The 20,395-nt window shown below is 74.6% G+C and carries 19 protein-coding genes and 2 pseudogenes; 9 read left to right on the forward strand and 12 right to left on the reverse strand.

Annotation, left to right across the window (positions count from 1 at the left end; all coding sequences use genetic code 11):
• Positions 1 to 133: 133 nt before the first annotated feature.
• The 3 genes from ACZ5OX_RS28185 to ACZ5OX_RS28195 form a co-directional block, all read right to left on the reverse strand.
• The gene (locus ACZ5OX_RS28185; RefSeq protein WP_465633953.1) at positions 134 to 1,339 is read right to left on the reverse strand and encodes a helix-turn-helix domain-containing protein; all 1,206 of its coding nucleotides are present in this window, start codon (positions 1,337 to 1,339) and stop codon (positions 134 to 136) included.
• 213 nt (positions 1,340 to 1,552) lie between these two features.
• A complete protein-coding gene (locus ACZ5OX_RS28190; protein WP_465633955.1) occupies positions 1,553 to 2,275 on the reverse strand; it encodes a heparin lyase I family protein in 723 nt (240 codons plus the stop codon).
• A gap of 143 nt (positions 2,276 to 2,418) precedes the next feature.
• Positions 2,419 to 3,807 (reverse strand): uracil-xanthine permease family protein, encoded by a 1,389-nt coding sequence (locus ACZ5OX_RS28195; RefSeq protein WP_465633957.1) that lies wholly within the window; start codon positions 3,805 to 3,807, stop codon positions 2,419 to 2,421.
• Positions 3,808 to 4,188: 381 nt separating this feature from the next.
• Here ACZ5OX_RS28195 and ACZ5OX_RS28200 point away from each other — a divergent pair.
• From ACZ5OX_RS28200 to ACZ5OX_RS28230, 7 genes and pseudogenes are all read left to right on the forward strand, one after another.
• A pseudogene (locus ACZ5OX_RS28200) lies at positions 4,189 to 4,296 on the forward strand (DUF4232 domain-containing protein); the annotation flags it as partial.
• Between the two features lie 140 nt (positions 4,297 to 4,436).
• Entirely contained in the window at positions 4,437 to 7,223 is a 2,787-nt protein-coding gene (locus ACZ5OX_RS28205) for an AfsR/SARP family transcriptional regulator (RefSeq protein WP_465633958.1), read from the forward strand.
• A gap of 90 nt (positions 7,224 to 7,313) precedes the next feature.
• Positions 7,314 to 7,799, forward strand: coding sequence for a RipA family octameric membrane protein (locus ACZ5OX_RS28210; protein WP_465633959.1), 486 nt, complete (start codon positions 7,314 to 7,316; stop codon positions 7,797 to 7,799).
• The gene (locus ACZ5OX_RS28215) at positions 7,796 to 8,098 is read left to right on the forward strand and encodes a DUF7701 domain-containing protein (protein WP_465633961.1); all 303 of its coding nucleotides are present in this window, start codon (positions 7,796 to 7,798) and stop codon (positions 8,096 to 8,098) included. The genes ACZ5OX_RS28210 and ACZ5OX_RS28215 overlap by 4 nt, the downstream gene beginning before the upstream one ends.
• A 195-nt stretch (positions 8,099 to 8,293) precedes the next feature.
• On the forward strand, positions 8,294 to 9,196 hold the full coding sequence (locus ACZ5OX_RS28220; RefSeq protein ID WP_465633962.1) for a SigB/SigF/SigG family RNA polymerase sigma factor: 903 nt from the start codon (positions 8,294 to 8,296) through the stop codon (positions 9,194 to 9,196).
• Between the two features lie 85 nt (positions 9,197 to 9,281).
• Positions 9,282 to 9,677, forward strand: a complete 396-nt coding sequence (locus tag ACZ5OX_RS28225; protein WP_465633964.1) for an STAS domain-containing protein — start codon at positions 9,282 to 9,284, stop codon at positions 9,675 to 9,677.
• A 128-nt stretch (positions 9,678 to 9,805) separates the two neighbouring features.
• A complete protein-coding gene (locus tag ACZ5OX_RS28230; RefSeq protein ID WP_465633965.1) occupies positions 9,806 to 10,285 on the forward strand; it encodes an ATP-binding protein in 480 nt (159 codons plus the stop codon).
• Between the two features lie 138 nt (positions 10,286 to 10,423).
• On the opposite strand, the gene ACZ5OX_RS28235 is transcribed toward ACZ5OX_RS28230, so the two are convergent.
• Positions 10,424 to 10,792 carry a PRC-barrel domain-containing protein gene (locus ACZ5OX_RS28235; protein ID WP_465633966.1) on the reverse strand — a complete coding sequence of 123 codons (369 nt, stop codon included), beginning with the start codon at positions 10,790 to 10,792 and terminating at the stop codon, positions 10,424 to 10,426.
• Between the two features lie 207 nt (positions 10,793 to 10,999).
• Here ACZ5OX_RS28235 and ACZ5OX_RS28240 point away from each other — a divergent pair, with 207 nt between their 5' ends.
• Entirely contained in the window at positions 11,000 to 12,112 is a 1,113-nt protein-coding gene (locus ACZ5OX_RS28240) for a mechanosensitive ion channel family protein (protein ID WP_465633968.1), read from the forward strand.
• Between the two features lie 87 nt (positions 12,113 to 12,199).
• Here the strand turns inward: ACZ5OX_RS28240 and ACZ5OX_RS28245 are convergent, their stop codons facing one another.
• Complete coding sequence (locus ACZ5OX_RS28245; protein ID WP_465633970.1) at positions 12,200 to 13,249, reverse strand: YihY/virulence factor BrkB family protein; 1,050 nt, start codon at positions 13,247 to 13,249, stop codon at positions 12,200 to 12,202.
• 184 nt (positions 13,250 to 13,433) lie between these two features.
• Complete coding sequence (locus tag ACZ5OX_RS28250) at positions 13,434 to 14,540, reverse strand: carboxylate-amine ligase (protein ID WP_465633972.1); 1,107 nt, start codon at positions 14,538 to 14,540, stop codon at positions 13,434 to 13,436.
• 311 nt (positions 14,541 to 14,851) lie between these two features.
• Here ACZ5OX_RS28250 and ACZ5OX_RS28255 point away from each other — a divergent pair, with 311 nt between their 5' ends.
• Positions 14,852 to 16,168, forward strand: coding sequence for a M14 family zinc carboxypeptidase (locus ACZ5OX_RS28255; protein ID WP_465633974.1), 1,317 nt, complete (start codon positions 14,852 to 14,854; stop codon positions 16,166 to 16,168).
• Between the two features lie 409 nt (positions 16,169 to 16,577).
• Here ACZ5OX_RS28255 and ACZ5OX_RS28260 read toward each other — a convergent pair whose 3' ends face one another.
• The 6 genes and pseudogenes from ACZ5OX_RS28260 to ACZ5OX_RS28285 form a co-directional block, all read right to left on the reverse strand.
• Positions 16,578 to 16,871 (reverse strand): hypothetical protein, encoded by a 294-nt coding sequence (locus ACZ5OX_RS28260; RefSeq protein WP_465634199.1) that lies wholly within the window; start codon positions 16,869 to 16,871, stop codon positions 16,578 to 16,580.
• A 109-nt stretch (positions 16,872 to 16,980) separates the two neighbouring features.
• Positions 16,981 to 17,421 (reverse strand): annotated as a pseudogene (locus tag ACZ5OX_RS28265) (LLM class flavin-dependent oxidoreductase); the annotation flags it as partial.
• A gap of 69 nt (positions 17,422 to 17,490) precedes the next feature.
• A complete protein-coding gene (locus ACZ5OX_RS28270; RefSeq protein ID WP_465633976.1) occupies positions 17,491 to 18,324 on the reverse strand; it encodes an aldo/keto reductase in 834 nt (277 codons plus the stop codon).
• Between the two features lie 12 nt (positions 18,325 to 18,336).
• Positions 18,337 to 18,462: a hypothetical protein gene (locus ACZ5OX_RS28275; RefSeq protein ID WP_465633978.1), complete on the reverse strand. Its 126-nt coding sequence runs from the start codon at positions 18,460 to 18,462 to the stop codon at positions 18,337 to 18,339.
• Positions 18,459 to 18,884: a GlcG/HbpS family heme-binding protein gene (locus ACZ5OX_RS28280; RefSeq protein WP_449790259.1), complete on the reverse strand. Its 426-nt coding sequence runs from the start codon at positions 18,882 to 18,884 to the stop codon at positions 18,459 to 18,461. Before ACZ5OX_RS28280 ends, ACZ5OX_RS28275 begins: the two co-directional genes overlap by 4 nt.
• 47 nt (positions 18,885 to 18,931) lie before the next feature.
• Complete coding sequence (locus ACZ5OX_RS28285; protein ID WP_465633980.1) at positions 18,932 to 20,134, reverse strand: MFS transporter; 1,203 nt, start codon at positions 20,132 to 20,134, stop codon at positions 18,932 to 18,934.
• Positions 20,135 to 20,395 lie beyond the last annotated feature (261 nt).

Genomic DNA, 20,395 nt, shown 5'->3' on the forward strand with positions numbered 1-20,395 from the left:
GCTGACGCACCACTTGGTGAGGGCGCGTCAGCGTGGGATCCACTGTGACCGTGCGCGCACTGTCGGTGAACGGTCGGGGTGTATCACTTCCCGAAGTCCTACCGGGCGGAAGTGATACGCCCCGTATCACTCGTCAGCTGATGACCGTGGATGTCCCGAGGATGCCGGAGAGCTTCCGAAGCTTGGTTGTGGTCGCGCTGCCGGCACTTGCCTTCTGCGCGATCACTCCCGGAAGAGCCTGGTGCCGGGCCCACTCGGGGGCGGCCGAGCACACGTCCAGCAGGGTGTCCAGAGCCGTGTCCGACTGCCGGGTCTCCGCCTGGGCGAGGGCAACGTCCAGCAGCATCCGGTTGCGCGCGGATGGGGTGAGGCCGGAGGTGTCGCCGATCGACGCGAACAGACTGAGGGCTTTGCCGGGGCGCCCGGTCGACACGGTGATGCCGATCGCCTGTGCGGTGACCGTGGCAGGCCCGAACGCCGTACCGTTCACCGTGACGTCCCGGCCCATCCGAGCGGCGACGGCGTGCCCCTGCGACAGCAGATCGTCCGCCTCGGCCACGTTCCCCTGCCGTGCCGCGACGACGGCGGCGAAGGTCACGTGCCATCCGTACGTGGCGAGCAGGCCGAGATCACGGTCCCCGTACCGGGGCTCGATCCCCTCGTAGGACAACCGTGCGGTCTGCTCGGCCTGGTCGAGCCGGGCGTCCCGCAGGTAGATCCACGACCGGCCCGACGCGACCATGGCCGAACGGACGGTGTCCCCGGACTGGTGGGCCTGATGCTGAGCGTGGCCGATACCGGCGTACGCGAGGTCGCGGGCGCCGAACTGGTTCGCCACGTAGGCGGCGAGCCGGTACGCGTCCGCGAGGATGCCGGCCGCCGTGCCCTGCCGGTCGGTTGCCGCGGCCCGCAGGGCGGCTGCGGCTTCGCGCAGAGCCGGGGCGACGCGCACGCCCGCGCCGACGAAGTCGCCGGCGCGGTAGGCCTCCCACGCGGCGGTGAGTCCGGCGACCAACTCGGCCGGAGACGGCGGTTGCACGTCGACACCGACCCCGGCGGCGGTGTCGTGGACGGCGCGGGACAGGCCACGCACCATGGCCCGGTCGGTACCACGCATCGCGCGGCGGGGTGCCTGCTGGCCGAGGATCACCGAAACGTCCGTGTTCAGCGCGGCCGAGATCCGAAGCAGCGTCTGGAGGCTCCCACCGAGATCGCGCTCCGCCTTGCGGATCGTCGCCACCGAGAGCTCCGAGGCCTCGGCGAGTTGTTCCTGGGTCATGTCCGGGCCGCGCAGAAGCTTGATCCGCTCGCCTGTGGTGTAGTCGGTCCACTGCGTCATCCTGGGTCCCTCCGGGTGCACGGCCGTACTCGGAAGGTACCCGCCGTGCCCGGTGTGACGGGCCACGGTCCGGCGGCTCATAGCGGCCCGCCGGTCCGCCGCAGGCTGTCCGGTTACCGCCGCCCGCGCCCGGCCGCCCGGTGCGCGGATGAACCGAGAGGCCCGGACCGCACGTTGGGGTGGTCCGGGCCTGGGGGTGGATTCGGCGGGGGGTCAGGAGCCGGCGGTGGCCGCCTCCAGGGTCGTCGCCATCACCGGGCTGGTGAAGGTGTTCGTGGCGTCGCCCGTGGCGGGGTGGTAGGAGCCCCACTTGAGGTAGTTGCGGTCGCCGTCCCAGGTGGTGCCCTTGAAGGTGCCGGAGCCGGTCGTGAAGGTCTGCTTGACCCCGTCGAACCAGAAGTCGATGGTGCCGTCCGTGCGGCCCAGGTGGATCTTCAGCGCGTACGAGTGCCAGGTGTTGTTGGCCGTCTGCGCGGTCCACAGCGAGTGCGCCACGTGGGCGGTGTCCCACTCCTGGAGGCGGACGCGGCCGTTGACGATGTCGATCTCGATCGGGTGGTTGGCCGTGTCGGTGCTCGGCGAGCACTTCAGTTGGAAGACGTACCGGCTCTCGGTGTCCTTGATGTCCACCTTGGACGACCAGCCCAGGTAGAAGGTGTCGCCCTCCTTCAGGTCGGGGCTGAGCGTCTCGCAGCGCTCCTCCCCGGCGGCCTGGAAGGCCCGCCACACGTTGCCCTTGACGGAGTCCTTGACGACGCCGAAGTTGCCGGCCGCGCACTGGACGGCCTTGAAGGAGGACGGGCCGGTGCTGGTGTTCGGCGTCCACAGGACCTGGCCGGCCGCGCTGGAGGGCGTCACCCCGGCGCAGGTGATGGCGAGGGTGGCGAGGGCGACGGCCGCTGTGGCGGCCTTGCGGCGGTGGGACAGAGGGGACATGCCTCTCCAAGGTGGATGAGTGGCCGGTGCGGACGGGCAGTGATTCGACCACCGCGCCGGCCCGTCCGGCCAGACGAAACGGCCGGCGGAAGATCCTTTTCGGACACTTCCGCCGGCCGTCGCGCCGTGCTCCCTGCTCCCGGTTACGCGCCGGGGCGGCTCTGCTCGTCGTACGAGGAGGTGCCCTCGTCCAGCAGCGGCTCCTGCGTCTTGAGGTGCGCCGGGGCCAGCGCCCGCAGCACGTGGTAGCCGGTGATGACGACCAGCGTGCCGAGCGCGATGCCGCTGAGGCTGAAGGTGTCGGTGAACTTCAGCGTCACGTTGCCGATGCCGATGATGATGCCCGCCGCGGCCGGCACCAGGTTCAGCGGGTTGCGCAGGTCCACCTGGGCCCTGGTCCAGATCTGCGCGCCGAGCAGGCCGATCATGCCGTACAGGATGACGGTGATGCCGCCGAGGACCCCGCCGGGGATCGCGGCCACGATGGCGCCGAACTTCGGGCACAGGCCGAACAGCAGCGCGAAGCCGGCCGCGCACCAGTACGCGGCGGTGGAGTAGACCCGGGTGGCGGCCATGACGCCGATGTTCTCCGAGTACGTGGTGTTCGGCGGGCCGCCGACCGCGGTGGAGAGCATGGAGCCGATGCCGTCCGCGGAGATCGCGGTGCCCAGCTTGTCGTCCAGGTTCGTGCCGGTCATCTCGCCGACCGCCTTGACGTGCCCGGCGTTCTCCGCGACCAGCGCGATCACCACGGGCAGCGCCACCAGGATCGCCGACCACTGGAACGACGGGCCGTGGAAGGTCGGCAGGCCGATCCAGTCCGCCTTGCCGACGCCCGACAGGTCCAGGCGCCAGTGGTCGGTCATCTGCCCGGCGCCGTTCACCGAGTGGATCTTCCCGAAGACCTGGTCGAACAGCCAGGAGATCCCGTAGCCGAACAGCAGCCCCAGGAAGATCGCCACCCGCGACCAGAAGCCGCGCAGGCACACCACGGCCAGACCGGTGAACAGCATCACCAGCAGCGCCGTCCACTGGTCCTGCGGCCAGTACACCGAGGCGGTCACCGGGGCGAGGTTGAAGCCGATCAGCATGACCACCGCGCCGGTGACGATCGGCGGCATCGCGGCGTGGATGATGCGCGCCCCGAACTTCTGGACCGCCACCCCCACCAGGAACAGCACCACGCCCACCACGAACACCGCGCCGGTCACCGTCGCGCTGGTGCCGCCCTGCGCCCGGATCACCGCGGCCACGCCCACGAAGGACAGCGAGCAGCCCAGGTAGCTGGGCACCCGGCCCTTGGTGGCCAGCAGGAAGATCACGGTCGCCACGCCGGACATCATGATCGCGAGGTTCGGGTCGAGCCCCATCAGCACGGGCGCCACGAAGCTCGCCCCGAACATCGCCACCACGTGCTGGGCGCCGAGCCCTACCGTGCGGGGCCAGGAGAGCCGTTCGTCGGGACGGACCACCGCCCCCGGTGCGGGCGTGCGCCCGTCACCGTGCAGCTTCCAGCGCACGCCGAGATCCATGGTGAGGTTTCGCTTTCTCTGTACTTCCGGGGAACTGTCCGCACCATTGTCCTGGCCGCCGGGTGCCCCGGCGATCACACGCACCCGCGTGAGCTGCGGAGACGTGTGCTGAGGCCTGACGGGCCCGGTGCTGTCGGGGATCTTACGGCCACCGGCCCCGCGCCATGGATCCGGCCGGGGCCGAGTACCGGTCGGGCCCCACCCCGGACGCCCCTTCCACCGCCCGGCTCAGCCCGTGTTCACCGCCGCCCGCTCCCCACGTCCCATCCACGCGTTCCAGGGCTCCGGCATTCCCCCAGCTCAGAGCCCGTCCCGGTGTCCCAGCGTCCCTGATCGGCCGTAGACCGTGGCGCCCGGGACGGATCACCGCGCAAGCTCCGCGTCGGCGCGGGAAGCAACCCCGCGCTGCCCGCCGAGGGTCTCCACATCGACGACTCGCTCAAGGTCACCTACTGGCAGCAGTCCATGGACGACGCCGTCACCTGGTAGTTCCCCGACGCGGCGGGCCCGGCTCCGGTCCCGCCGCCGGGAGCCCGCCGCCCCGCCGCACGTGGACCGGGGGGCGACGCTCCGCGATCGGCAGATCGCCTGCCGTCATATGATTGTCATATACATCTAAGGGGTGGTGCGTGGAGTTCCGACTGCTGGGCTCGGTGGCCGTGGTGGCCGAGGACGGCCGGGAGCTTCCGGCCGGATCGGCCAAACGCCGCAGCCTGCTGGCCATGCTGCTGCTGAACCCCGGAGCGCCGGTCACCGTCGAACGGCTCACCGAGGCCCTCTGGGCGGACGAGGCGCCGCCCCGGCACTCACGCACCGTCATCCACAACCACGTCTCCGGACTGCGCGCCCTGCTCACCACCCACGACGCCCCCGCCGCCGGCATCGAACTCGTCACCGACAACGGCGCCTACCTGCTGCGGGCACCCGACCACGCGGTGGACACCGTACGGTTCGAACAGCTGGTGGCCCGCGCCCGCACCCTGGACGACGCCGGCCGCGCCGCCGCCGACCTGCGCGAGGCCCTCGCCCTGTGGCGGGGCCCCGCCCTCTCCGGCACCACCCCCGGCCTGCCACTGCAGTGCGCCGCCCAGGCCCTGGAGGACCTGCGGCTGGCCGCCGTCGAGGAACTGGCCCGCGCCCACGGCCGGCTCGGCGACCACGGCGCCGCCGCGCACCTGCTGCGCACCGAGGCCACCGCCAACCCGCTGCGCGAACCGCTGGTCGCCGAACTCATGCACGCGCTCGGCCGCGCGGGGCGCCGCTCGGAGGCCCAGGACTGGTTCCACCGCACCCGCCGCGCCCTGGCCGAGGAACTCGGCATGGACCCCGGGCCCGCACTCACCGACGCCTACGACCGGCTGCTGCGCACCGACGCCCCGCCGAGCCCGCCCGTACCGGCCCCCGACCCGGCCCCCGAAGCCGCCCCCGCCCCCGTCGCCGTCCAGGTCCCGGTCCCCGTCCTCATCCCCGTGCCCGAGCCCACGCCCGCCCCGGCGCCCTGGCCCTTCCCCCGCCGCCCGCGCGGCTTCGCCGGCCGGGAGGACGAACTGGCCGCCGTCGACCGGGCCACCGCCGCCCCCGGCGCCGTCGCCGTGCTCACCGGCGGCGCCGGCGTCGGCAAGACCGCCCTCGCCCTGTACTGGGCGCACCACCGCCACCGGGACTTCCCCGACGGCCGGCTCTTCGTCGACCTGTGCGGCCACAGCACGCTGCCGGAGCGCGACACCGCCGCCGTACTGCGCGAACTGCTGCTCGCCCTCGGCCTGCCCGCCGAGCGGATGCCCGCCACCCCCGAGGCGATGGCCGCCCGCTACCGGGAACTGACGGCCACCCGCCGGATGCTCATCGTCCTGGACAACGCCCGCCGCTCCGAGCAGGTCCGCCCGCTGCTGCCCGACGGCGACGACTGCGTCACCCTGGTCACCAGCCGCGACCGGCTCGGCGGCCTGGTCGCCTCCGACGCCGCCCGCCCGGTGCCGCTGGCCGAACTGTCCTCCCCGCAGGCCGTCTCCCTGCTCGCCGCCACCCTCGGCCCCGACCCGGTCGCCGCCGAACCCGAGGCCGCCGCCCGGCTGGCCGGCCTGTGCGACGGCCTGCCGCTGGCCCTGCGGCTGGCCGCCGCCCGCCTCGCCACCGGCCCGGCCCGCACACTCGCCGCCCTCGCCGACGAACTCGCCGACGAGCAGGACCGCCTGGACCTCCTGGACGTCGAGGACACCAGCGTCGCCGCCGCCCTCGCCCTGACCGTCCAGCACCTGAGCGACCCCGCCCGCCGGACGTTCCGCCGCCTGGGCGCCCACACCGGCACCACCCTCGACAGCCGCACCGCCGCCGCCCTGGCCGGCTGCCGCCCCGAGGAGGCCGCCGACGCCCTGGCCCAACTGGCCACCGCCCACCTGATCGTCCAGATCGGCCGGGACGCCTACACCCTGCACGACCTCGTCCGCCTCTACGCCCGCAGCCTGCCCGGCGACACCGACACCCAGGTGCTGCCCCGCCTGCTCGACCACCTGCTCAACACCCTGCTCACCGCCTGCGCCGCCGCCGAACCCGGCAGCGAGCCGTGCTGCACCCTGCCGCCCGGCACCCGCCGCCCCGCCGAGGTCCGCCCCTTCCCCGACCGGGCGAGCGCGCTCGCCTGGTACGCCGCCGAACGCGACACCCTGCGCGGCGCGGTCGAGGCGGCGGTCGCCGCCGGACTGCACGACCGGGCCTGGCGCCTGGTACTGCTCCAGTGGCCGCTGATCGTCTGGCAGGTCAGGGACGGCTGGGTGCCGTTGCTCGAACACGGCCTGGCCGCCGCCGAGGCCGACCGCGACCCCGGCGCCCAGTCCCGCGCCCGGGCCCTGCTGGGCTGGGTGCTGCTGGAGGAGGACCGCCCCGGGGAGGCCCTCGTCCACCTGGAACGCGCCCCCGACCTCGCCGACCGGGCCGGCGACGGCACCGCCAGGGCCGTCGCCCTGGTCAACCTCGCCGTCGCCCTCGCCCGCCACGGCGACCGGGCCGGCCGCGCCCGGGTCGGCGGCCTGCTCCTGAAGGCCCTGTCCCTGGCCGAACGGGCCGACCGCGCCGACCTGGTGGCCCTCGCCCGCCAGCACCTCGCCCACGAGTGCCTGGCCGGCGGGGCCGCCGAGGAGGCCGCCCACCACGCCGCCCGCGGCCTGGCCGTCGCCGAACCGCCCTTCCCGGTCACCCGCCGGGTGGTCCTGCAGACCCTCTACGGCCGCGCCCTGGCCGCCACCGGCCACCCGGAACAGGCCGCCCGCCACCTCGGCGCCGCGCTGCGCGAGGCCCGCGCCCACCAGTACGGGGAGGGCGAGGCGCAGGCCGAGGCGGCCCTGCGCGCCCTGCCGACCGGCACCGCCACCGCGGCCACCCCGGCCACGGTGGCCGCCGCCGTCGGCGCGCAGCACTGACGGGCCGACCCGCAGGGAAGGATGGACACATCGGGCCGAGCCCGGGCCGCGGGCGAAGCCGGCACACCACCCGCCCGAGGGGGCCGCGCGATGACCAAGCCGCAGGAGCCGAACGGCCGGTCCGAAACGCTGGAACTGTACCTGCTCGCCGTGGAGATGGCCGACCGGATCTCCGCCCGCCGGGGCAGCGCCAACACCTTCTTCCTGTCCGTGCAGACCGCGCTGGTCACCCTGATCGGCTTCGGCATACCGAAGTTGTCGGAGTCCCCGTGGTGGGTGGCGACGGCCGTCGCGCTGGCCGGCATCACCCTCTCCGGCGCCTGGTGGATGCAGCTGCGCAGCTACCGGGACCTCAACGGCGCCAAGTTCCGGGTCATCAACACCCTGGAGGAGAAGCTGCCCGCGCGGATCTACACCGAGGAGTGGGACGTCCTCAGGAACAGCGCCGCGACCGGCCGGCGCCACCGGCACTACACCGAACTCGGCACCACCGAACGGCTCGTGCCCGTGATATTCGCGCTGGCCCACCTGATCCTGCTCACCGGCACGCTCGTCACCGGCACACTGGCCGTATGAGCCACCTCGACCCCATCGCCGACCTGATCCGCTCCTGCCTGCCCACGGAGGCCAGACCTCCCGAGGGCTCCGACGACCTCTTCCGCATCTACGCCGTGCTGCTCCAGGCCAAGGGCGAGCAGGTCACCGACGAGGACGTCCACAACGCCTGGACGGCCTGGACCCAGACCACCGACGACACCCACCGCGCCCTGGTGTCCTTCGACGACCTCGACGCCCCCACCCGCGCCCTCGACGCCCCGTACACCCTCGCCATCCGCACCGCCGCCCGCCGACTCCACCGCCCCACGGCCCCTTAGGAGTTGACCCCTCCGAAGCGGCACCTGCGCCCCCGACCCGGCCGAGCCGGGCCGCGGCCGTCCCCGCGCCGGCGGACGGCCGCGGCCCGGACACCCGGCCGGGATTCACGAAACCTCCACGCGCGGCCACTGCATCGATCGGCCGAGGCGGGGTATCCGGGGCGTTCGACCGTGCCGACACGAGGAAGGACTCCGATGGTCACGACCACTGGTGAACTGACCGCCTCCGCCGCTTCGCCGACGAAGGACCCCTCCCGCACGGCCGCCCCCGCCGCGTCGGCGCTGCGCGACCTGCTGCCACCCGAACTCGCCGCGGCCGAGGACCCGCGGGAGGTCCCGCCGGCCGACGCCCGCGAACTCACCCGAGTGCTGCTGCGCCGCCTCGCCGTCCTGGAGGAGGGCACCCGGGAGTACTCGTACGTGCGGGCCACCCTGGTGGAGATGAACCTGTCCCTGGTCCGGTTCGCGATCCGCCGCTTCAACGCCCACCGCGAGCCGCAGGAGGACCTGCTGCAGGTCGGCGCCGTCGGCCTGATCAAGGCCATCGACCGCTTCGACCCCGAACTCGGCGTCGAGTTCACCACCTTCGCCCTGCCCACCGTGCTCGGCGAGATCCGCCGGCACTTCCGCGACACCACCTGGGCCGTCCACGTGCCCCGCCGCCTCCAGGAGCTGCGGATCGTCCTGGCCAAGGCCCAGGAGCGCCTGGCGCAGGAGCTGGACCGGGCCCCCACGGTGGCCGAACTCGCCGCCCACCTCCAGCTCGCCGAGGACGAGGTGATCGAGGGCCTGACCGCCGCGAACGGGCACACCGCCGGCTCCCTGGACACCGGCACCGAGGACGACGACCGCCCCGGCAGCCTGGGCGAGCGCATCGGCGAGGAGGACCCGGACCTCTCCCGGGTCGAGGACCTCGTCGCGCTCAAGCCACTGGTCGGCGCCCTGTCCGAACGCGAGCGGTTGATCCTGTCGATGCGCTTCTGCGAGGACCTGACGCAGTCGCAGATCGGCGCCCGCCTCGGGCTGTCCCAGATGCACGTCTCCCGCCTCCTCGCCCGCACCCTGCGGCGCCTGCGCGAAGGGCTGGAGGAGGACTGAGCCATCGCACCGGGGCCGACCCCCCGCTTGGCCACGGGAGGCCGCCTACGTAAGGTCGGAGGGCACGGACATGGAGGGGACGACGATGATGCCATCCGACGACGAACGGCGGGACCTCGCGCCGGCGGCCTCCCCGTACCGTGGGGAACTGGCGGTACGCACCCGCCCCGCGGCCCTCGGCGCGGTGGTCTGCGCCCTGGCCGGCGACCTCGACATCGAGACGCTCGCCCCCGCCGCCGACACCCTCGCCGCCCTGGTCGCGCAGCGGCCCGGCGCCGTGGTGATCGACCTCGCCGAGGTCGGCTTCTGCGACTCCTCCGGCCTCAACCTCCTGCTCAAGACCCGCCTCGCGGCGGCGGAGGAGGGCGTGGACCTGCACCTGGCCGCGGTGCCGCCCACCGTCATGCGGGTCCTCGAACTGACCGGCACCCGCGCGGTGTTCTCCATCCACGCCTCCGCCGAGGAGGCCCTGGCGGCCTGAGCCGGTCCACGCTCCGCAGGACACGGCGCCCCGGCACGCCGCGCACCCGGTGCCGGCGCAGGCATAATCCCGAAAGCGCCGGGAAACCGACCATGCGAACCGCCGTCGATCCGAAAGGGCGCCCTCACATGACGATGAGCCGGGGAACCCTGGACGGCGACGCGCCCCGGTCGGGCCCGGCGCTGCCGCCCGGCGGCCAGCGCAGGCGGCTGCCCCTGGCCGGGCTCCCCAAGCCCGTCGCCCGGGCCCGCGCCTTCACCGCCGAGGCCGTCGGCGACTGGTACGCCCCCGCCGGCGCGCCCGGCACCCACGACGGCGTCGGCGCGGACGTCGTGCTGCTGGTCGCCGAGCTGGTGGCCAACGCCATGCTGCACGGCGGCGGCCCGCTGGAGCTGGTCCTGGACGCCACCGGGCAGCGCCTGCGGGTGGAGGTCAGCGACCGCAGCCCGGCCCTGCCCGTGCTGCGCCTGCCGCACGAGCCGGCCCTGCCCGGCGGCCACGGCCTGTTCATCGTGGAGCGCACCGCCGACCGCTGGGGCGCCGAGCCGCACGGCCAGGGCAAGGCGATCTGGGCCGAGTTCGACGCGCACCGGCTGGCCCGCGGCTGAACCGCGGCCGGCCCGCGCCCCCACGCCGCCCCGCGCCCTCACGCCGCCCCCTCACACCGGCCCGCGCCCTCACGCGGGGGCCCCTCGCGCCGGCCTGCCGCCGCCCCGGACGGGACGGCGGCAGGCCGGCGCGGACGCTCAGAGAATGCGGCCGCTGTAGTACGGGCCGTAGTACAGCGCGTACCGGTCCCGGAACCCGGGCTCCGCCTCCGGCGCGTCGGCGCCGAGACCGGGGCCGTCCTTGATCTCCTGCTTGGTCCGGTCCACGTACACCTTCCGCTCCGCGAGCTCGATGCGGGTGACGGTGACGGCCGGCAGCAGCACCCGCTTCCCGAAGATCCAGGGGCCGGTGTCGACGACCAGGTACTGCGCCCCCACCTCCTCGGACAGCTTGTCCACCCTGCCGATGGGACCGTCCTCCGCCTCCACGTGGAACCCGACCAGGTCGGTCCCGGCGCTGTGGCCGCAGGCGTCCCGGAACTCCCAGACGCCGTCGTCGCCGCTCATACGCTTCTCCCTTCCGTGGTACGGGCCGGCGAGGTGCCCGGCCCGGCGCGGACGCGCGCTGACCGGCTGCCCCGGACCGCCGCATCCATGCCGCCCCGCCAACCACCGGGCAGGAATGGCCTCGCCCCGCCGGGAAAAGCGAGCAGGCGACCGGCGGCGCCGCACCCGGCGCCACCGGCAGCACCCGGGAGAAGGGAAGAACGGCAGATGTGGTGGAGCCTGCTACGCCTGGTGCTCGCGAGCGCCACGGCGGTGCTCTTCGCGTACGGCCTGGACCGGATCGCCCAGCTCGCGATCCGGTACCTGGCCGTCCGCTCGGGCACCGCCGGCATACCCCTGCTGGTACGCCGCTGCCGGCTCCCGCTGCTGGCGCTGACAGCCGGCCTGCTCCTGCTCGGCTCGCTGCCCTGGATAGCCGCCCCGCCGGACGCCCGTGAGGGGCTGCGCCACCTGATGGTGATCCTCGCCATCGCCGCCGGAGGCTGGCTGTGCGCCCGGGTGGTGGCGCTGGTCGTGGACAGCACCCTGCGCCTCGCCGTGCACCGCCGCGACCCGGTCTGGGCCGGGCGCGCCCGCACCCAGGCCGACCTGCTCGGCCGGATCGGCCAGGCGATCGTCGCCGTGGTGACGCTGGGCGCGGTCCTGATGACCTTCCCGGCCGTGCGCGGCATCGGCACCAGCCTGCTCGCCTCCGCCGGGCTGGTCGGCGTGGTGGCGGGCGTCGCGGCCCAGAGCACCCTGGCCAACGTCTTCGCCGGCGTCCAGATGGCCTTCGGCGACCTCGCCCGGATCGGGGACGTGGTCGTGGTGGGCGGCGAGTGGGGCACGGTGGAGGAGATCACCCTGACCGCCGTGGTGATCGCCACCTGGGACCAGCGGCGCCTGGTGATGCCCATGTCGTACTTCGTCGGCCGCCCGTTCGAGAACTGGTCCCGCCGCTCCAGCCGGATCACCGGCACCGCGCTGCTCCACCTCGACCACCACGCCCCGGTCGCGCTGCTGCGCAAGGAGTTCGACTCCTTCCTGGCCGGGAACGAGCTGTGGGACGGTGAGGGCAGCGCCCTCCAGGTGGTCGACACCACCCCCACCACCATGGTGGTCCGGGTGCTGGCCACGGCAGCGGACGGCGCCGACGCGTTCGAGCTCCGCTGCCAGCTGCGCGAGCACCTCATCGGCTACCTGCGCGACCACCACCCGTACGCCCTGCCCCGGCTGCCCGTGGCCCCGGCCCCCGGGTCCCGCCCGGACTCCGGGGCCGTCGCCGACGTGCCGCCGTCCGCGCCGGAACCGCCCGCCCGCCCCGGTCCGCCCGGCGCCTGACCGGGGCCGTCCCGGTTCCCCGCCGGCCGCTCCGCCGGCCTTCGACCGCGCGGACACCACCGGTCGGCGCGCAGCGGCGCAGGCGGATCAGGACGAACCGGAGCGAACGCCGTCGTCGGGGCCGTCGTCCGCGCCACCCCCGGCGCCCCCCTCGCCGTCCCGGTCGGCGACCTGCGGCCCCGGCCCGTCGTGGAAGGAGACGTCGACCCGCTGCTCGGGCCGGCGCTCCTCCTGCCGGGCGACCGAGGACAGCACCGCCACGTCGGCCTCCGTCAGCGGCGGCTGCAGCAGGCTGCGCGGCCACAGCCGCCGCACCAGCACCACGTTGGTCTCGGCCGCGTACACCGTGACCTGCGCGGCCAGGTACAGCCAGAACAGCAGCCCGATCACCGTCGCGAAGAACCCGTAGACCTGGCCCGCGTGCCGCAGCTCGTGGGCGACCAGCAGCGAGCCGGTCGCCTGCAGGACGGTGAACAGCGGCCCGGCGAGCGCGCAGCCCGGCCACAGCGACCGCAGCGGCACCTCGCGCGGGGTGAGCACCCGGAAGCAGGCCAGGCACAGCGCGGCGTTCACCAGCGCCGAGACGACCAGCCCCCCGACCCGGGCGGCCGACCCGGCCAGCGTGCCGCCGACCAGCGAAGCCGCGGCGGTGCCCAGCACCAGCCCGCTGCCCAGGACCGCGAACAGCAGCAGACTGCGCGCCAGCCGCGGCCAGTAACCGGGCCGCTTCACCCCCGGCACGTTCCACACCTCGGCCATGGCGTGCTGCAGCACCTGCGCGATGCCCAGCGCGCCGTACAGCAGCCCGAGCACGCCGATCAGCACCGCCAGGACGCTGCCCTGCAGCGAGTGGACGTTCTGGCGCAGCTGGTCGCCGATGATCGGGAAGTCGGCGAGCGCCGAGTCCAGCACGGCGTGCTGCGCCCCGGGGTGGCCGTGCAGGACGAAACCGAGGACGGTGCTGAGCAGGAGCAGCAGCGGGATCAGGGCGACGAAGCCGTAGTAGGTGATCAGGGCGGACAGCAGCCCGCCCCGGTCGTCGCCGTACTTGCGCACGACGCCGATCACCAGGCCGGGGGCCCGGTGGCGCTGCTGGAAGCGGTCCACGGCCCGCAGGCCCCGCTCGATGGGATTCACGCCGCGCGTCTGCCCGGGGCCCGCGGCGCGACACCCGGTGGATCGGGCCGGTCCGCCGCGGGCACCAGCGAGGCGAGTGAGCAGGCCCCGACGAGCGCAACGGGCACGGCGGCGGCGACGGAACGGGAACGGCTGACCCCTGACGCGTCCGGGCAGCCGGACGCGTCAGGGGCCGGGCGCCCGGCTACGGCGTGCGCGTGACGGTGGAACCCATCAGGTGCTCGGCCAGGCCCGGCCGGCCGTGCTCGCGGAACCAGCGGCGCTGGCGTTGCGCGCCGCTGCCCCGGCGGTCGAAGCCCCACCACAGCCCGGCCACCCGCCCGGCGTCGCCGGCCGCCTCCAGGCCGGGCGCGGCGTGGGCGCGCAGCTCCTCGACCACGGCCTCGGCCGGGCGGGCGACACCGTCGACGGGGGAGACCAGCCGGCCGTGGGTACCGGTGCGGGCGGCGTGCCAGGTGGCGGCGCGCAGCAGCTCCTCGGGGACGTCCGGGCGCGGATGTCCGGACCGCTCCTCCAGGACGGCGGTGGCGACCAGGCCCCGGGCGAGGCCGGCGAACAGCTCGGCGTCGGCGACCGTCAGCTGGACGTCCAGCGCCCGCACCTCCACCGTCGGATAGCGCCCGGACAGCCGGGCGTGCCAGTACAGCTGCCCCTCGTCGGCGATGACCTCGGCGGTGCGCAGCGCCGCCACCCGCCGCCGGTAGTCGGCACCGTCGCGGAAGGCGGGTGGCGGGCCGCTGACGGCCCACTGGTCGAAGTGGACCGTGCGCCAGCTGGCGAACCGGGTGTCGCGACCCCGCCAGTAGGGCGAGTTGGCGCTCAGTGCTATCAGCACGGGCAGCCAGGGCCGAAGCCGTACCAGGGCGCCCAGGCGCTCCTCCTCGTCGGGCACGCCGACGTGGACGTGCATGCCGTTCAGCATCAGGTCGTCGACCAGCACGGGCGCCTGGCGCCGGGCCCGTCGGTAGCGCGCGTCGTCGGTGACCGGCACCGCCGAGCCGGGCGGCCCGAACGGGGCGGAGCCCACCGGGACGACCCGGCAGCCGTGCTGGGCCGCGGCCGCGTTCAGCGCGGCCCGTACCCGCGCGAGGTGGCGGCCCACCTCGGCGAGGTCCTCGCAGACCGGGGTCGCGCTCTCCACCTGGACCTGGAGCAGCTCGTGCTGCGCCTCCGCCGGGCGCAGCGCGGGCGCCAGCGAGGCGGTGCCCAGGACCTCGGCGGCGCGGGGGAGCGGTGTACCGTCGCGCGGGTCGACCAGCAGGTACTCTTCCTCGACTCCGAGTGTCAGCATGCCGGTTCGGCTACCCCGCAGCGCCGTTCGCACGCGGGCGGCGGGCGGTGTGACCGCGCTGTTCGCCAGGGGTGCCCGCACCGCGCCGCGTCGATGCGTCGACATCTTGATCGACTGGCGTCAAGTTGTCTGTACATCTCGGAGCCGATGGCCGGTCATCGACCCGCCATCGGACACCACGGCCGCGTCCACCCCGGTCTCGTACACACAACGGGTCCCGGGCCCGTCCGAGCCCCCGCGCCCGGGCGGGCCCGGCCCCCTCCCGCTGCAGGTACAACTACTGCCACGACCACCAGGGGAGGACACCGAAGATGACCGACACGACGACACCCGCCGACCGGGCCGCCCGCCTCCACGACCACTACCCCAGCCTCGACGAACTCACCGCCACCGCCCACCGGTTGGCCGCCCAGCGGCCCGACCTGTGCCGGGTGCGCACCGTCGGCATCTCCCGCGCCGGACGCCCCCTCACCCTGCTCACCGTCGGCCGCGACGCCCCCCACAACCTCCTCGTCGTCGCCGGCGCCCACGCCGACGAGTTCGCCTCCCGCGCCGCCGTCACCGACCTCGCCCACCACGCCCTCACCACCCGACGCCCCGACCTCGCCTGGCACTTCCTGCTCTGCCTCGACCCCGACGGCGCCCACCTCGCCGACGGCAGCCGCACCGCCCGCACCCTGCCCGCCTACTTCGCCCACTACTACCGCCCCGCCGCCGAGGACCAGCCCGAATGGGCCCCCGCCATCGGCGCCGACCTCCCCGAGAGCCGCGCCCTCCTCGACCTCATCGACGAACTGCGCCCCACCCTCCAGTTCTCCCTCCACAGCACCGACGTCGGCGGCACCTTCCTCCAGGCCACCATCGACCCCGCCCCCCTGGCCCGCCCCTTCGCCCGCTCCGCCGCCACCCACGGCATCCCCGTCGAGACCGGCAACTTCGACACCTTCCACCTGCACGAATCAGGCCCCGGCGTCTACCTGATGACCCCCCACCACATCGACCACCAGGAGACCGCCACCGGCATGCTCACCCCCCACCAGGACACCGGCGGCGGCCAGGCCGGCACCTGGTTCGCCCCCCAGCGCCACGGCGGCCAGACCGTCCTCGTCGAAGTCCCCGCCTTCACCAGCGCCCACCTCGGCGACACCCGCCCCGCCGACGCCGTCCGCCGGCACCTGCGCACCCACGCCTACCGCCTGCGCCACCGCGGCACGCTCCTCACCGCACTCCTCGACGCCGCCACGCCCCACCTGCGCCACCCCGACACCCCGCTGCTGCGCGCCGCCCGCACCCCGCTCACCGCCCTGCACCAACTCGCCGACCAATGGGACCCCGACGCCCACGGACACGACCTCCCGCACACCCCGCTCACCCGCGCCCGCCTCGCCGGCATCGACCTCTGGGCCCACCGCATCCCCGTGCGCGCCGCCGCCCTGCTGCGCCGCGCCATCCGTCCGGCCGGCGCCCCCGCCGCCCGCGAGGCCGCCCGCCTCGACCACCTCCTGCGGGACTGGTGCGCCCAGTACCAGCAGCGCTTCCAGCCCGTCTGGCTGCCCGTCGCCCGCCAGGCCGCCCACCAGGCCGACACCGTCCGCGCCGCCGTCGCCCTGCGCCACCCGGAGTTCTAGGAGTACCGGGCGTTCGTGCCCTCGGTGTCGATGTGCGGCAGCACCCGGCTCGTGCGCCCGCAGGACGTCCCGGCCCTGCTGCGCCGGGGTGCCGGGCAGCGAGAAGTCGTCCGAGGAGGAGCCGCCGGCTGTCCGGTCGGCGGCCTGGACGCCCGTCGGCGCGACGAGCCACGGCACGACGACGATAAGCGAGTGGCGCGCGCACCACTCGCCCCGGCGCCGCGGGCCCGCGGCGCCCGGCGGGCCGTTCGGGGCCGAGCGGGCGGACGGCGGCATGGACGGCTCCCGGGTCTCCTGCGCGGCGGTGCGCCGATCGGCGCGGGGTTCCCGGCCGCCGGGCCCCGCCACCGCTACCGGCGGGTAGTCGCCCCTACGGGCCCCGGGTGAGTGCCCGGGGCCGTTCCCCGGCTCAGCCGCGCTGCCCGGCTGGGACCGTGGTGGCGGGGGCGGCGAAACGGGGCAGGACCTCCTCGGCGAGCTCCTGCAGCAGCTCGTCCACGGGGCGGTCGTTGGGGCGCAGGTTGAAGGAGACGTGGGCGACGCCGAGCTCGGACATCAGCTCCAGGTGCTCGATCAGGGCGGTGCGCCCGGTGCTGAGGCCGAGCCGGATGGCGCGCGGCGCGGTGGCTGGGTCCTCGGCGAGGGTGAGCACCATCGGCGTCAGGTAGGGCTTGTCGCCGGCGAGGTCGCGCCACTGACGCATCCGCAGGCGCAGCGCGCCCGGGTCGCGCGGGTAGTTGAGGGAGGCGTCGGCGTGCTCGGCGATCGTGGAAGTCGCGGTCGAACAGCGGGTACTCCACGGGGCGGTCGCCGCTGGCCAGGCCGAGCAGCAGGCGGCCGCCGGAGAGCACGTCGACGGTGGCGGCGGCCTTGGCGACCAGCAGCGGTTCGCGCAGCGGCAGGACGATCGCGCCGGTGGCGAGGACCGTGTCCCGGGTGAGGGCGGCGAGGTGGCCCAGGTGGGTGAAGGTCTCGAAGACGCTGCCGGCGTCGCCGAACTGGACGGGGTCGTGGAGCGGGACGTCGCGCACCCACAGGGCGGCGAAGCCCAGGCGGTCGGCGAGCCGGGCGAGGCGGGCGTGCTCGGTGAGGTCGGGGACGCCGAAGGGGCGGCCGGCCTCGCGGTCGGCCCGGCCGCGGTCCTGGCCCCAGTCGTTGTCCAGGGGCAGTTCCAGGCCGATGGTCAGCCGGCCGTCGGCGGGGGCCAGCCGGGCGAGTGCGGGGTGGGCTGGTGCGGGGTGGGGCAGTGCCATGGCGAGTCCTTGCAAAAAACCCGTCCCGGGCGGCGGTGCGACCGCCCGGGACGGGAGTGGTGGGGCGGGTCAGCTCGCGTTGAACTGGTCCGGGTGCGGGCCGGTGCGCAGGCCGCGGTCGGTGGCGGCGATCGCCGTCATGTCCTGCTCGGTCAGCTCGAAGCCGAAGACGTCGAGGTTCTGCCGGATGCGGGCCGGGGTGACCGACTTGGGGATGACGATGTTGCCGAGCTGCAGGTGCCAGCGCAGGACGACCTGGGCGGCGGACTTGCCGGTGCGCTCGGCGATGGCGGTGATCGCCGGGTCGTCCAGGACGGCGCCCTGGGCGAGCGGGCTCCAGGCCTCGGTGGCGATGCCGTGCCGGGCGTGGAAGGCGCGCAGCTCGGCCTGCTGGAGGCCGGGGTGCAGCTCGACCTGGTTGACGGCGGGCACCAGCGAGCTGTTGTCCAGCAGGCGCTGGAGGTGGGCGGGCTGGAAGTTGGACACGCCGGCGGCGCGGATGCGGCCCTCCTCGTCGAGGCGCTCGATGGCGCGCCAGGAGTCGAGGTAGAGGTCGCGGGCCGGGGTGGGCCAGTGGATCAGGTAGAGGTCGACGTGGTCCAGGCCGAGCTTGTCGAGGCTGGCGTCGAAGGCGCGCAGGGTGGCGTCGTAGCCCTGGTCGGCGTTCCACAGCTTGGTGGTGACGAACAGGTCCTCGCGGGCCACGCCGGAGGCGGCCAGGGCGCGGCCGACGCCGGTCTCGTTGCCGTAGACGGCGGCGGTGTCGATGCTGCGGTAGCCGGCCTCCAGGGCGGAGGCGACGGCGGCGGTGGTCTGCTCGTCGGGGACCTGGAAGACGCCGAAGCCGAGCTGGGGGATCTCGACGCCGTTGTTCAGCTTCACGGCGGGGACGTTGGGGGTCATGCTCTGTCTCCTTCAGGCGGTGCGGTCGGTGAGGGTGTGGGGGACGGTCCGGGCGCTGGTCAGGTCGAGGTCGCCGGTGCCCAGGCGTTCGCCGTGGTCGGCGAAGACCTCCCGGGGGCTGCGGGGGGCGGTGCTCACCGGGCGAGCCGGTCGAGGGCGGCGGTGGCGAAGGAGTGGTCCTGCTCCGGGGCGCCGCCGCCGACGCCGATGGCGCCGATCAGCCGGCCGTCGCGGTGGACCGGGATGCCGCCGGCGATGAACAGCAGCGGGCGGTCCAGGGCGGTGGGCAGGGAGTGGAACGGCCCGTCGGGCTTGACCAGGTCGACCAGGTCGGCGGTCGGGGCGTTCAGCTGCAGGGCGGTGTAGGCCTTGCGGGTGCTGGTCTCGCCGGAGATCAGCACGGCGCGGTCGTCGCGGCGGAAGGCGAGCAGGTGGCCGCCCGCGTCCAGGACGGTGACGCTGACCGGCACGCCCGCGGCCTCGGCGGCGCTGCGGGCGGTCTCGACGAGGAGCTCGGCGTCGGCGGTGGTCAGCGGGGCGACGGCGGTGGTGGTGCTCATGGTGGTGCTTCTCCCGGTGGTGGGGTGGGTTCCGGTCGGATCGATGGTCAGTGGCGCAGGGCGGCGTGGCGGGGAGCCGCGCTCGTGGTGACGGCCTCACGGGTGCGGTCGCGGCGCTCCAGGGCGGCGGACCAGAAGGCCAGCAGCAGGGCCGCGGCGGCGAGGACGGCGCCGACCCAGTTCGGGGCGGTGTAGCCGAGGCCGGCGGCGATCACCATGCCGCCGAGCCAGGCGGCCAGCGCGTTGCCGAGGTTGAAGGCGCCGATGTTGACGGCGGAGGCCAGGGTGGGGGCGCCGTGGGCCTGGTCCAGGACCCGCTTCTGGAGCGGGGGGACGGTGGCGAAGCCGAGGGCTCCGACGAGCAGGACGGTGACGGCGGCGAGGATCTTGTTGTGGGCGGTGAGGGTGAACAGCGCCAGCACCACGGCGAGGCCGCCGAGGGTGGTGTAGAGCATCGGCATCAGCTTGCGGTCGGCGTAGCGCCCGCCCAGCAGGTTGCCGAGGAACATGCCGACGCCGAACAGCACCAGCAGCCAGGTGACGGAGCCGTCGGCGTAGCCGGCGACGTTGGTCATCATCGGGGCGATGTAGGTGATCGCGGCGAAGACCCCGCCGAAGCCGAGCACGGTCATCGCCATGGCGAGCAGCACCTGGGGGTTGCGGAACGCGGTGAGCTCCCGGCGCAGGTGGGCGCCCTCGGGGCGGGGCATGGCGGGCACGAGCTTGGCGATGCCGAGCAGGCCGATCACGCCGAGCGCGGCGACGCCGGCGAAGGTGGTGCGCCAGCCGACCGCCTGGCCGATGAAGGTGCCCAGCGGCACACCGACGATGTTGGCGATGGTCAGCCCGGTGAACATGGTGGCGATGGCGCCGGCCTTCTTCTGCGGGGCGACCAGGTCGGCGGCGACCACGGAGCCGATGCCGAAGAAGGCGCCGTGGGCCAGCGAGGTCACGATGCGACCGGCCAGCATCACGGGGAAGGACGGGGCGAATGCCGAGAGCAGGTTCCCGGCGACGAACAGGCCCATCAGCAGCATGAGCATGGTCTTGCGGCTGATCCGGGTGCCGAGGGCGGTCATCAGCGGGGCGCCGATGACCACGCCGAGGGCGTAGCCGGTGACCAGCAGGCCCGCGTCGGGGATGGAGACGCCGTAGTCGCCGGCGATCTGGGGCAGGAGACCCATGATCACGAACTCGGTGGTCCCGATCCCGAATGCGCCGATGGCCAGGGCGATGAGAGCGAGAGGCATGGGCCCGAACCCTTCTGTGATTGCTTGAGCTAGCGCCTTGCGTGCTTAAACAATAGTTGCAGACGCGCGATAAGTGCAAACGCCGACAGTGGGCATGCGCCATGAGGTCGAAGGGGGGTGGGGGCCGAAGGGGGGTGGGGGCCGAAGGGGATGGAAACGCGGCCGGGGGGGGGGGGGGGGGGGGAGGGGGGGGGGTGGGGTGGGGGGGGGGGGGGGGGGGGGGGGAGGGACCCCTCCCACCCCTCGGCGCCGCGGGCCTGG

The sequence above is a fragment of the Kitasatospora sp. NPDC032121 genome, from assembly GCF_055580145.1.